This window comes from Alteraurantiacibacter aquimixticola (assembly GCF_004965515.1).
Taxonomy (GTDB): Bacteria; Pseudomonadota; Alphaproteobacteria; order Sphingomonadales; family Sphingomonadaceae; genus Alteraurantiacibacter; species Alteraurantiacibacter aquimixticola.
Window position 1 is genome coordinate 78733 of the sequence record NZ_SSHH01000002.1, and the last position, 11705, is coordinate 90437.

13 protein-coding genes are annotated in these 11705 nt (G+C 63.6%); 2 read left to right on the top strand and 11 right to left on the bottom strand.

The window, feature by feature from the left end; genetic code table 11:
- Nucleotides 1-11: 11 nt before the first annotated feature.
- Together E5222_RS06810 and gltX are read right to left on the bottom strand one after the other, a co-directional pair.
- Nucleotides 12-1298 (bottom strand): citrate synthase, encoded by a 1287-nt coding sequence (locus E5222_RS06810; protein ID WP_136693027.1) that lies wholly within the window; start codon nt 1296-1298, stop codon nt 12-14.
- Nucleotides 1299-1342: 44 nt separating this feature from the next.
- Nucleotides 1343-2779 carry a glutamate--tRNA ligase gene (gene gltX / locus E5222_RS06815; RefSeq protein ID WP_136693028.1) on the bottom strand — a complete coding sequence of 479 codons (1437 nt, stop codon included), beginning with the start codon at nt 2777-2779 and terminating at the stop codon, nt 1343-1345.
- A 28-nt stretch (nt 2780-2807) separates the two neighbouring features.
- On the opposite strand from gltX, the gene E5222_RS06820 reads away from it, so the two are divergent.
- Nucleotides 2808-4991, top strand: a complete 2184-nt coding sequence (locus E5222_RS06820; protein ID WP_136693029.1) for a ComEC/Rec2 family competence protein — start codon at nt 2808-2810, stop codon at nt 4989-4991.
- A 116-nt stretch (nt 4992-5107) separates the two neighbouring features.
- Here E5222_RS06820 and lexA read toward each other — a convergent pair whose 3' ends face one another.
- From lexA to E5222_RS06860, 8 genes are all read right to left on the bottom strand, one after another.
- Nucleotides 5108-5800: a transcriptional repressor LexA gene (lexA, locus tag E5222_RS06825; protein ID WP_136693030.1), complete on the bottom strand. Its 693-nt coding sequence runs from the start codon at nt 5798-5800 to the stop codon at nt 5108-5110.
- An 88-nt stretch (nt 5801-5888) separates the two neighbouring features.
- Complete coding sequence (locus tag E5222_RS06830) at nt 5889-7112, bottom strand: molybdopterin molybdotransferase MoeA (protein ID WP_136693031.1); 1224 nt, start codon at nt 7110-7112, stop codon at nt 5889-5891.
- A complete protein-coding gene (gene moaC, locus E5222_RS06835; RefSeq protein ID WP_136693032.1) occupies nt 7109-7579 on the bottom strand; it encodes a cyclic pyranopterin monophosphate synthase MoaC in 471 nt (156 codons plus the stop codon). The genes E5222_RS06830 and moaC overlap by 4 nt, the downstream gene beginning before the upstream one ends.
- A 62-nt stretch (nt 7580-7641) precedes the next feature.
- On the bottom strand, nt 7642-7869 hold the full coding sequence (locus E5222_RS06840) for a DUF4170 domain-containing protein (RefSeq protein WP_136693033.1): 228 nt from the start codon (nt 7867-7869) through the stop codon (nt 7642-7644).
- A gap of 90 nt (nt 7870-7959) precedes the next feature.
- The gene (locus tag E5222_RS06845; protein ID WP_136693034.1) at nt 7960-8466 is read right to left on the bottom strand and encodes a hypothetical protein; all 507 of its coding nucleotides are present in this window, start codon (nt 8464-8466) and stop codon (nt 7960-7962) included.
- A gap of 24 nt (nt 8467-8490) precedes the next feature.
- Nucleotides 8491-8883, bottom strand: a complete 393-nt coding sequence (locus tag E5222_RS06850; protein WP_136693035.1) for a hypothetical protein — start codon at nt 8881-8883, stop codon at nt 8491-8493.
- Nucleotides 8884-8885: 2 nt separating this feature from the next.
- Entirely contained in the window at nt 8886-9341 is a 456-nt protein-coding gene (locus tag E5222_RS06855) for a phage holin family protein (protein WP_136693036.1), read from the bottom strand.
- Between the two features lie 6 nt (nt 9342-9347).
- Nucleotides 9348-9860 (bottom strand): hypothetical protein, encoded by a 513-nt coding sequence (locus E5222_RS06860; protein WP_211196114.1) that lies wholly within the window; start codon nt 9858-9860, stop codon nt 9348-9350.
- 198 nt (nt 9861-10058) lie between these two features.
- On the opposite strand from E5222_RS06860, the gene eno reads away from it, so the two are divergent.
- Complete coding sequence (gene eno / locus E5222_RS06865; protein WP_136693037.1) at nt 10059-11345, top strand: phosphopyruvate hydratase; 1287 nt, start codon at nt 10059-10061, stop codon at nt 11343-11345.
- Nucleotides 11346-11369: 24 nt separating this feature from the next.
- Here eno and E5222_RS06870 read toward each other — a convergent pair whose 3' ends face one another.
- Nucleotides 11370-11681, bottom strand: a complete 312-nt coding sequence (locus E5222_RS06870) for a hypothetical protein (RefSeq protein WP_136693038.1) — start codon at nt 11679-11681, stop codon at nt 11370-11372.
- Nucleotides 11682-11705: the final 24 nt, after the last annotated feature.

The following is an 11705-nucleotide window of genomic DNA, read 5'->3' on the forward strand; positions in this document are numbered from 1 at the left end:
GATACGCCGGATCAGCGCTGGCCGATCGGCACGTAATCGCGCTGCGTCGGCCCGGTATAAAGCTGGCGCGGGCGACCAATGACCTGGCCGGGATCGGAGATCATCTCGTTCCATTGCGCCACCCAGCCCACGGTGCGGGCGAGGGCGAAAAGCGCTGTGAACATCGTTGTCGGGAAGCCGATCGCCGAAAGGATCGCGCCTGAATAGAAATCCACGTTCGGGAACAGCTTCTTCTCTTTGAAATAGTCGTCGTTCAGCGCCATTTCCTCGAGCTGCAGGGCCGTCTCGAACACCGGGTCGGTGACGTTCAGCGCCTCGAACACCTCGCGCACGGTCTTCTGCATCACCGTCGCGCGCGGGTCGTAATTCTTGTAGACGCGGTGGCCGAAGCCCATCAGGCGGAACGGGTCGCTCTTGTCCTTCGCACGCTCGATATAATGCGGGATGCGATCGGGCGTACCGATCTCGCGCAGCATGTTGAGGCAGGCCTCGTTCGCGCCGCCATGCGCCGGGCCCCACAGGCAGGCAATGCCGGCAGCGATACAGGCGAACGGGTTCGCGCCCGACGAACCGGCAAGGCGCACGGTGGAGGTCGAGGCGTTCTGCTCATGATCGGCATGGAGGATGAAGATGCGGTCCATCGCGCGTTCGACGGCGGGGTGGATCTCATATTCCTCGGCCGGGACGCCGAAGGTCATGCGCAGGAAATTGCCGGTGTAGCTCAGCGAGTTATCCGGATACATGAAGGGCTGACCGACCGCGTATTTGTAGGCCATCGCCGCAATGGTCGGCATCTTCGCGATAAGGCGATGGCTGGAAATGCGCCGGTGATCCGGATCGGAAATGTCGGTGCTATCATGATAGAAGGCCGACAGCGCGCCGACCACGCCGCACATCACCGCCATCGGGTGCGCATCGCGACGGAAGCCGCGGTAGAGCACCGACAGCTGCTCATGCAGCATGGTGTGATAAGTGATGGTATTGGTGAAGTCGTCCAGCTCCGCCTGATCCGGCAATTCGCCGTTCAGCAGCAAGTAGGAGACTTCCATGAAGCTGGAATGTTCCGCCAGCTGCCCGATCGGATAGCCGCGGTGAAGGAGCACACCTTCATCGCCGTCGATATAGGTCAGCGAGCTTTCGCAGGAAGCGGTGGACTTGTAGCCAGGATCGAAAGTGAAGGCCCCTGTCTGGCCATACAGCTTGCGGATGTCGATGACATCCGGGCCGGTGCTGCCTTCCAGCACCGGAAAATCGTAGCTTTCGCCACCAACAGTGAGTTGCGCCTTCTTGTCCGCCAAATCCCGTCTCCTTGCGAATCTGCGTGTGTGTGTTCCGTGCCCTGTCAGGAAGCGGCCTGCGCGTCGATCCGCGCAAGACTTTCCTCTCGGCCCAGAAGAACCAATACGTCGAAAATACCCGGCGAGGTGGTTTGCCCCGTGAGTGCCGCGCGAAGCGGCTGTGCGAGTTTGCCGAGCCCCAGCTCCAGCTCCTCTGCATAGGCCTTCAGATTGGCCTCCAATGCCTCAATTGTCCAGTCCGATTCCGCCTGCAGGCGCGCCGAAATCTGTGCCAGATGTGACCGTGCCTCATCATCGAGCAAAGCAGCTGCCTTCTCGGTCATCTCCAGCGGGCGCTTCTTGAACAGGAAGGCCGCACCATCTGCCAGTTCGTTCATGTCGCGAGCGCGCGTCTTCAGCACCGGCATCGCCTCGGTCAGTATGGTGACATCGGCTTCCGGCCCAATCTTCTCAGCCACAAGGGCGGCAAGCCGTCCGTCGTCCGCCGCGCGAAGGTAATTGCCGTTCATGTTGAGCAGCTTCTTCATGTCGAAACGGCTCGGCCCCTTGTTCACGCCGGAAAGGTCGAACAGCTCGATCGCTTCCTCACGCGTAAATTCCTCCTTGTCGCCATGGCCCCAGCCCAGGCGCAGCAGGTAGTTGAACAGGGTTTCGGGCAAGATTCCCAACTCGTCGCGATAGGCATCAACACCTAGCGCGCCGTGCCGCTTGGACAGCTTGGCACCGTCATTGCCGTGGATCAGCGGGACGTGGGCATAGACCGGCTCTTCCCAGCCATCCTCGACGCCCTGCATGGCCTTGATCACCTGCAGCTGGCGAAAGGCGTTGTTGAGGTGATCGTCACCACGAATGATGTGGGTGCAGCCCATATCCATGTCGTCGACCACCACAGCGAGCATATAGGTGGGCGTGCCGTCGGCGCGCAGCAGGATGAAATCGTCGATCTCAGCATTCTTCACAGCGACGCGGCCCTGGACAGCATCCTCGATCACCGTTTCGCCGCTCGTCTCGCTCTTGATGCGAACCGTGAAGGGCGCGCCTTCGGGAGCTTCGGACGGATCGCGATCGCGCCAGCGGCCGTCATAGCGCATCGGCTGCTTGTTCGCGCGCTGCTGCTCGCGCATCTCGGCCAGTTCTTCGGTGGTGGCGAAGCACTTGTAGGCACGGCCTGCCTCAAGCAGCTTCATCGCCACTTCGGCATGGCGATCGGCGCGCTGGGACTGGAACACCGTTTCGCCATCGAAATCGAGGCCGAGCCAGTCGAGCCCGTCGAGAATCACGTCGATCGCTTCCTGCGTGCTGCGCTGCTTGTCCGTATCCTCGATCCTCAGCAGCGCCTTGCCGCCGTGATGGCGGGCATAGAGCCAGGAAAACAGGCCCGTGCGAGCATTGCCGATGTGGAGAAAACCCGTGGGCGAAGGGGCAAAGCGCGTGACAACCGGGCGATCCGCTCCAGTTCCAGTGCCGCTATTGCTTGCCATAATAATCCAATTCCTGTCCTATCCCGTGATGGCAACCCGCCTGACGCCACTGGTCCCGCTGGGGGAGGAGACCGGCGATGCTGCAATGCGGCATACGCCTTGGCGAAACCGCGCCTCTTTGTCCAGCGCGGCAAGTGCGGCGGAGAATTTTCTCGAGAGTGCCGGCTTCGACCGCGGGCCCTGGCTGGTGGTGGCCTTGATCGCCGGCATCGCCGCCTGGTTCGTGCTGCCATCGCCGACCGAATGGGTCATCGCGATGGCGCTTGCGGGATTCGCCGCGCTGGGCGCGCTTGCCGCATGGCGCATGCGGGACGACCGCCACCGGCTGATGATGGCCGTGATGTCCCTCGCGCTCGTGTTTGCCCTGGGCGTGGGACTGATCTGGGCCCGTTCCGAGCTGGTCGGCCAACCTGCCGTTGATCGCGCCTTGTCGGGAACTTTCGATGGGCGAATCCTCGAACGGATAGAGCAACCCGCGCAAGACCGGACACGCCTGGTGGTAGCGATGCGCCATCCGGGGTCGGGCGAGGCGATCAAGGTGCGCCTCAACCTGCCGCTGGAGGAGGACAGCGAGGCCTTCGTCGAAGGCGCGATCCTGCGATACCAGGCGCGGCTGATGCCGCCCGCACCTCCGATGCTGCCAGGCGGATACAATTTCGCCCGCACCGCATGGTTCGCCGGCTACGCGGCAACAGGCACAGTGCAGGGCTCCCCGGAGCTGGTCGAAGTCGCGCAAGGCGAGGGCAGCTGGCTTGCGGAAGTTCAGCGCGAGCTTTCGGCCCACGTCCGCAGCCAGCTGGGCGGGGGAGCGGGGGCCATCGCGGCGGCTTTCGCCAGCGGAGACCGCGGCGCAATCGGTCCGGCCGACGAGGATGCGATGCGCGATGCGGGCCTGACGCACCTTCTCTCGATCAGCGGTTTGCATGTGAGCGCGGTGATCGCGGGCACCTGGTTCGTGGCCATCAGGCTCCTTGCGCTGTGGCCTTGGCTGACACTGCGTGTGCGCCTGCCCGTCCTTGCGGCGGCGACGGCGGCGCTGGCGGGCGTCGGTTATACGCTGCTCACGGGCGCGGAAGTGCCGACCGTGCGCAGCTGTGCCGCCGCCATGCTGGTGCTCGGCGCGCTGGCGTTGGGACGGGATCCGCTATCCTTGCGCATGGTGGCGGTGGCGGCGGTCTTCGTCCTGTTGCTGTGGCCCGAATCGCTGGTCGGTCCGAGCTTCCAGATGAGCTTCAGCGCGGTCGTCGCGATCATTGCCTTGCATGGTGCGGCACCGGTGCAGCGTTTCCTGGCCCCGCGCGAGGAGAGCTGGGCCCGGCGCATGGGCYGCCGTACATTCATGCTACTCGTCACGGGCATGGTGATTGAGATCGCGCTGATGCCGATCGTGCTGTTCCACTTCCACCGTGCAGGCGCTTACGGGGCGCTGGCCAATGTCGTGGCCATTCCCCTCGTCACCTTCGTTTCGATGCCACTGATTGCGGTGGCATTGCTGCTCGACTTGATTGGTCTTGGCGCTCCGGTCTGGTGGCTGGTCGGTGCCTCGCTCGACTTGCTGCTTGGCATTGCGCATTTCACTGCAGAGCAACCCGGCGCTGTGAAGCTGATGCCGCAAATGACGGGGCTGACCTTCGCGCTGTTCGTCGCGGGCGGTTTCTGGCTGGCGCTGTGGCAGGGAAGGGCGCGACTGTCGGGATTGGTGCCCGCGGCCATCGCCACGATGATGATGCTGGTGACGCCGGTGCCGGACTTGCTGATCTCCGGCGATGGCAGGCATGTCGGCATACCCATAGAAGGCGACCGCCTGGCGGTCCTGCGCGAAAGCAGGAGCGACTATACACGCGACAATCTGATGGAGCTGGCGGGCGTGACCGCGGAACCGGTCCCGCTAACCGAGTGGCCGGGCGCGGACTGCTCAGACGATTTCTGCGTCGTTACCCTCAATAGAGGCGGGCGCGACTGGCACGTGCTGATGAGCCGTAGCAACGAACTGGTGACCGAGCGTACGCTGGCGGCCGCCTGCGAAAGGGCCGATATCGTCGTTTCCGACCGCTGGCTGCCGTCAAGCTGCGTGCCGCGCTGGCTGAAGGCGGACCGGCGAATGCTGGAAGAAACAGGAGGGCTCGCCATCGTGCTCGATGGTCCGCAGATGCGGAGCGTTGCCGATGCTGAGGGGGATCATGGATGGTGGCGCGGGCGGTCAGGAGACTAAGCCGCCGCCCGCGCGACAATCGGGTTGCGAAGAATTGGGACCTTGGCCCCGGGCTCCTTCGCGGTCAATCGTAAGACTACCTACAAGTGTGAATTTACAGGGAAAACGCAGCACCCTTAGTGATAGCGGCGCAGCAATCCGGCGAGCTTGCCCTGCACCTGCACTTCGTGATCCTCGTAGAACTGGGGATCGTAAGAGGCATTGGCCGGATCGAGCCGGATCTTGCCGTCTTCATGCCGCAGATATTTGAGCGTCGCTTCCTCATTGCGGACCAGCGCCACAACGATCTCACCATCGCGCGCGCTGGTGGCCTTCTTCACCAGCGCAAAATCACCATCGAGAATACCTGCCTCGACCATCGAGTCGCCCGAGACCTCGAGCGCATAATGTTCGCCAGAGCCCAGCAGCGCAGCCGGAACCGGCAGCGACTGGCTGTCCTCCAGCGCCTCGATCGGAGCACCGGCAGCGATGCGGCCGTGCAGCGGAACCTCGATCACGTCATTGGCGGCGGAAGGGACGGTCCCTGCCGAGCCGATAACGCCGCCGACAGCGTCATTGGCGACATTGGCCGTGACGGAACGCGTTGCCGCGACATCGTCAGGCTGCTTGAGAACTTCCAGCGCACGCGCCCGGTTGGGCAGGCGGCGGATGAAGCCCCGTTCCTCCAGCGCGGAGATCAGCCGGTGCACGCCCGACTTGCTCTTCAGGTCGAGCGCATCCTTCATTTCCTCGAACGAGGGCGAAATGCCCGATTCCTCCAGCTTGCGCTGGATAAAGATCAGCAATTCGCGCTGTTTGGCAGTCAGCATGGGTCTGTTCCCTCACTTCCGTGAAACTTCATCATCCGCTCCAATTCGTGAACGAATAAGGAACAATTAAGAAACAGATTTGGCCAAGTCAAGCAATTCCGCCATTTTGGAGCAGATAGACCGGCACCATTTCCCCCGCAGACACCGCATTGCTTCCCGCATCGCGCACAATCAGGCACTGCGCCCGAGAGAGTGACACGAGTGCACTGCTGTCCTGTTCGGAAAGAGCGCGAACAGCTCCATTTTCGATCCTTGCTCGCACGAACTCAGTTCGCTTGCCGACCGCGGGCAGAGATTCGGCCAGGGGCAGGCTGATCCGGACAGGAAGCGGCGAACCCGCACCGCCGAGCTTGCGTAGCAGCGGCAGCAGGAACAGGAATGCCGTGACATAACTGGAGACCGGGTTGCCCGGCAGCCCCAGCACCACGCGGTGCCCCTTGCGCGCGACCAGCAGCGGCTTGCCCGGCTTCATCGCGATACGCCAGAAGTCGATTTCGGCTCCCCATTGTTCGAGGGCGGGGCGCACGAGGTCATGATCGCCAACAGAGGCTCCGCCGCTGGTGACGATGACATCACAATCCTCGGCGGCCTCGAACGCCGCGACCAAAGCTGCCAGCCTGTCCGGAACGGGGCCGAGACGGCGAATTTCAGCAGCATGCGGGGCGGCGAGCGCTGCCAGCATCGCGCCATTGCTGGCGGGGATCTGGTGCTGGGCGAGATTGCCGGGCTCGGCGGCGAGCTCATCACCGCTATCGATAATCGCGACATTCGCCTGACGCGCAACCTCCGCAGTCTCATGCCCTCCGGATATGGCGAGTGCGATCTTGGCAGCGTCGAGGCCGGTGCCGCGCGGAAGCAGCACATCGCCCTTGCGAAAGTCGAAACCGGCGCGGCGGATATGGCGGGGCGTCGGTTCGCCTTCGCCATTGAGCGAAACTGCGTCGCCCTCGCGCGTCGCGTTCTCCTGCAGCAAGACAGCTCCGCCACCAGCGGGCATCATGGCACCGGTCGAGATGCGGATCGCTTCACCTGCTCGCAATTCGCCGGAATAGGGATGCCCGGCAGCGCTTTCGCCCACAACCTGCCAAGGACCCGCGAGATCATCCGCTCGCAGCGCATATCCATCCATTGCCGAAAGGTCTGCCGCAGGTTGCGTGCGCCTGGAGGATAGGTCTGTCGCAAGACATCGCCCCGCCGACTCCTCCAGCTGGACTGTCTCGGCGGACAAGGCATCCACACTGTCGAGAAGGCGCCGCTGCGCCTCTTCCAGTGGCAGCGGCGGGGGAGGGGCAGGCGGCGAGGCGTCGCTCATTCCGCGCGCCAGTCCCCGCTCTTGCCGCCAGTCTTCTCGATCAGGCGCACCTGCTCGATGACCATGCCCTTTTCCAGCGCCTTGGCCATGTCGTAAATGGTGAGGAGGGCAATGCTGGCGGCGGTCAGTGCTTCCATTTCGACGCCGGTCTTCGCCGTCAGCGAGGCGCGCGCCGTCACGGTGACCGCATTTTCCGCGAAGGTGAAATCCACGCTGACACTGTCCAGCCCCAGTGGATGGCACATGGGAATAAGCTCGCCCGTCTTCTTGGCGGCCATGATCCCGGCGATGCGTGCGGTTGCAAGAACATCACCCTTTGGCCCGGAGCCATTGCGCACGGCTTCGAGCGTTTCCGGCGACATGACAATGCGCCCGCCGGCCGTGGCGCTGCGCAGCGTTTCCGCCTTGCCGCCAACATCGACCATGCGGGCCGCGCCGGTTTCATCGAGATGGGTGAGTTTGCTCATTCGACTTCCCTTGGACCAGCAGGCCCTGCGGGATCAAGCGAATGTGCGGGCCAGAGGGCGTGTCAGGCGCCCGGCAGTTCGGGCTCCAGCAGCTTGTGCAGGTGAACGATCACGTACTTCATCTCCGCATCGTCCACCGTGCGCTGCGCCCAACCGCGCCATGCTTCTTCAGCCTCGGCATAGCTGGCGTAAAAGCCCACCACATGGATATCCTTCAGATCCTGGAACTCGGTTCCCTGCGGGTTTGTCACCCGGCCGCCCATGACCATGTGAAGGAGTTGCTGTTCCATATGGAGAACCTTTCGCCTGCCTGATGTGGTTTCGCCCGCTACTTACCCGCTTGCCGCAGCTTGGCAAGGGGAGCGAGCAGCGGCCAAGCGTCAATTCCGGCGAAAGGACCGGGCGATCGTCTTTCCGACATCGCGCGCAGTAGTACGCGCTGCATCGCCTGCATTGCCGCTGCGATAATTCGCCTCGCGCTTCAGGCGGCGCGCGGTATCGCCCACGGCATCGCCGATGTCTTCCAGCTTGTCGGCACTCGCCTGCTTCGCTTCGGATGCGGTTTCCATCACCTGCTGCGCGAAGGCGACCGCGATCTCGCTGCCGATGGCGGCGAGGCCCGCGGCCTTGGCGCCCGCGATGCGCCCCGCCTTGCGGGTGGGCGAGTTCTTGAACAGGGCGGAGACGAGTACGCCGATCGCGACGCCACCGGCCACCGTTGCCACCGGGTGCTGACGCGCGAAGGCGGTGAAATTGTCCTTGGCTTCGACGGCCTTGGTGCTGACCGATTCCATCAGGTCAGCGCCCGGCCGCTTCTGGTTGCGCGCCTGCGCGGCGGCGATCCGGTTCTTGATTTCCTGGCGCTTGGCGTCCTTGGGTACGTTCATGGCAACTGCTCCCTGGCAGAAAGTTTAGTCTGTTTCCGGAATGCCGGGATCGGCAGCCGGTTCCTCGTCGCTATCCAGACAATCGGCATCCTCGCCGGCATCGTCAGCAACGTCATTTTCGAATTCGGAGAGAAACCCCTCCAGCGCTTCCGCGATGGGCTTGCGGAAGACCCATGCAGCAAGGCCCGCGGCAGCGAGCGCTAGCCCCGCGCCGACTTTGCCGCGATTGTCTGCCGCCACATCGGCTACACCCAAAGCCATCATGCGTACGGTATTCTGCCCGCTTTCGGCCATGCGTGAGCCGACGCTCTGTTGGGCGACATCGGTCTTGATGAAGGAGACATCGGAGGTGACGACTTCGCGGGCCGCATCGCGCATGGCGCGATCTTCCAGCCAGCGTTTCTTCAATGGCGACATGGTCACCCTTCCTGTTCTCCGTTCTCGTCCTCATCGTGAACTGCCGCCATCACATCACCCCAAGCCGCACCCGCATTGCGGATCAGCAGGTAAGCGCCCAGCAGTAGCAAGCCGACCACCACTGCGGTGGCACCCCAAGCCGTGATGAGCGGGGTGAGGGCAATGATGAGGCCGACCGTCAACCCGATCGCCGCGAACAGCACGAGGATCGCGGCAACCACTGCAAAGCCGATCACCCGCTTGAGGCTCTCGCCCACAAAGGAGGCGCGGCTCTTCTGGTAGCTCAGTTCGGCGTCGAGATAGGTCTTGGCATCGAAGACCAGGTCCTCGATGTCATCGACCAGCGAGCGCGAGGCACCGGAAGACGAAGGCACATCCTCACCATCCGGCGCTTCGGGCAAGCGGGTTTCGCCGCTATCGGGCTCGATCGCGGGCCCTTCCTCCCGCTCCAGGCTCAAGGCCTCTTACCTGCGGAAGATGCGCGAGAGCAGGAAGCCCGCAATCGCAGCAATGCCCAGCGACTTGCCCGGATTCTGGCGGACATATTCGCGTGCATTTTCACCCAGCTCCTCGACGCTCTTTTCCTGCAGCGTGGTAGCAGTGTTCTGGATCGAACGCGATGCGCTGCGTGCATAATCGCCATATTTCTGGCCCAGCTTCTCGTCGATCGCGGGCGCGTTCTCGTCCACGATGCGCGACAGGCCGCTCAGGGCCTCACCGGCCTTGTTCTTGCCTTCGACGGCAAGCTCACCAGCCTTGGTCTTGGCGTCGGCAGCCCAGTCCTCGCCACGTGCACGGGCATCGCCGGCATAGGCGTTGGCCTTGTCGCGGGCTTCGGTCTTCAGCGCAGCGGCGCCGGCCTTCGCTTCATCGAGCGCAGCGTTGAAACGCGAGCGTGCTTCGGAAGTCGGAGCTTCAGTGGTAGTTTCTGCAGCGGGAGCCTTGGCGGCTTTGGGCTTGGCAGTCTTGGCAGCCATTACGTTGTACCCCTTCCTGTCTCATTGGGGCAGCGCCCCATATTTGTTCAGCGCAGCACCACGGCTGCACCCCTTCATCCCATCAACGCGGCTTGCGCCCATCCGTTCCCCGGAATAGGAGGCCGCTTACCCCGCATATGGGGGTGTAATGCCAAGTTACAACACCCGCCAGAATTCCACCAGTCACGGAGCCCAGACATGACCGCCATCATCGATATTCACGGCCGCGAAATCCTCGACAGCCGCGGCAATCCGACGGTCGAAGTCGACATCCTGCTGGAGGACGGCAGCTTCGGCCGCGCGGCGGTGCCTTCGGGCGCCTCGACCGGCGCGCATGAGGCGGTGGAACTGCGCGATGGCGACAAGGACCGCTATCTGGGCAAGGGCGTGCTCAAGGCGGTCGACGCAGTGAATAACGACATCGCCGATGCGCTGCTCGGCCTCGATGCGGAGGACCAGCGCGACATCGACCAGCTGATGATCGGGCTCGACGGCAGCGACAACAAGGCGAAGCTTGGCGCCAACGCCATTCTCGGCACCAGCCTGGCGGTGGCGAAGGCTGCGGCCAACGCGCGCGGCCTGCCGCTCTATGCCTATGTCGGCGGCGTGTCGGCGCATGTCCTGCCCGTGCCGATGATGAACATCATCAATGGCGGCGAACATGCCGACAATCCGATCGACATCCAGGAATTCATGATCATGCCCGTGGGTGCGGACAGCATTGCCGAAGGCGTGCGCTGGGGCGCCGAGGTGTTTCACACGCTGAAGAAGGGCCTGTCCGACAAGGGCCTCTCGACCTCGGTCGGCGATGAAGGCGGCTTTGCCCCCAATCTCGCCAGCACCCGCGACGCGCTCGACTTCATCATGGAATCGATCGAGCGGGCAGGTTTCAAGCCGGGCGAGGACGTGGCGCTCGCGCTCGATTGCGCCTCCACCGAATTCTTCGCCGATGGCCGTTACGACATGGCGGGCGAGGGCACCTCGCTCTCGCCGGCGGAAATGGCCGATTACCTCGCAGACCTGTGCAAGGCCTATCCGATCCGCTCGATCGAGGACGGCATGGCCGAGGACGATTTCGAGGGCTGGAAGCTCCTGACCGACAAGATCGGTGGCAGTGTGCAGCTGGTGGGCGACGATCTTTTCGTCACCAACCCCTCACGCCTGACCATGGGCATCGAGAAGGGTCTCGCCAATTCGCTGCTGGTGAAGGTCAACCAGATCGGCACGCTTTCCGAAACACTGCAGGCGGTCGAGATCGCCCACCGTGCAGGCTATACCTCGGTCATGTCGCACCGTTCGGGCGAGACCGAGGATGCGACCATCGCCGACCTGGCCGTCGCCACCAATTGCGGGCAGATCAAGACCGGCTCGCTCGCCCGTTCGGACAGGCTGGCGAAGTACAACCAGCTCATCCGTATCGAGGAAGAGCTGGGCGATAGCGCTGCCTATGCGGGCAAGGCCTGCTTCGGCCGTCTGGCAGGCTAATCCGAGCGGCGCGGGGAGGGCGCGTCAGCCCTCCATCTCGCGCTCGACTTCCTTTTCCACCTTTTCCTCTACCTGCTCCATCCGCTCCATGATCCGGCGGTTCTTGGGGCTGAGGAGGTATTGCCAGACGCCCCAGGCGTTGATGAGCAACAGCAGCCCGTTCATCGCCGCGATGGGAATGGCGTCAGAGGTGAGGCCGGAATAGACCCAGGTCGCGGCGACGGCGCAGAACAGCACAAAGGCCCAGCCCGTTACCTTGCGGCCAAGGTCGGCGGCGATCAGGCCGGCGGCGAGCATCGTGCCGATGGCGGCCATCCATTCGAGCGGTCCGTTCATGCCGCTCCCAGCGCTTGAAGGCGC

Excerpts from the sequence above, each read along its gene's own strand:
- gltX (WP_136693028.1), bottom strand. The coding sequence starts at position 2,779 with ATGGCAAGCAATAGCGGCACTGGAACTGGAGCGGATCGCCCGGTTGTC.
- lexA (WP_136693030.1), bottom strand. The coding sequence starts at position 5,800 with ATGCTGACTGCCAAACAGCGCGAATTGCTGATCTTTATCCAGCGCAAG.
- E5222_RS06830 (WP_136693031.1), bottom strand. The coding sequence starts at position 7,112 with ATGAGCGACGCCTCGCCGCCTGCCCCTCCCCCGCCGCTGCCACTGGAA.
- moaC (WP_136693032.1), bottom strand. The coding sequence starts at position 7,579 with ATGAGCAAACTCACCCATCTCGATGAAACCGGCGCGGCCCGCATGGTC.
- E5222_RS06840 (WP_136693033.1), bottom strand. The coding sequence starts at position 7,869 with ATGGAACAGCAACTCCTTCACATGGTCATGGGCGGCCGGGTGACAAAC.
- E5222_RS06845 (WP_136693034.1), bottom strand. The coding sequence starts at position 8,466 with ATGAACGTACCCAAGGACGCCAAGCGCCAGGAAATCAAGAACCGGATC.
- E5222_RS06850 (WP_136693035.1), bottom strand. The coding sequence starts at position 8,883 with ATGTCGCCATTGAAGAAACGCTGGCTGGAAGATCGCGCCATGCGCGAT.
- E5222_RS06860 (WP_211196114.1), bottom strand. The coding sequence starts at position 9,860 with ATGGCTGCCAAGACTGCCAAGCCCAAAGCCGCCAAGGCTCCCGCTGCA.
- eno (WP_136693037.1), top strand. The coding sequence starts at position 10,059 with ATGACCGCCATCATCGATATTCACGGCCGCGAAATCCTCGACAGCCGC.
- E5222_RS06870 (WP_136693038.1), bottom strand. The coding sequence starts at position 11,681 with ATGAACGGACCGCTCGAATGGATGGCCGCCATCGGCACGATGCTCGCC.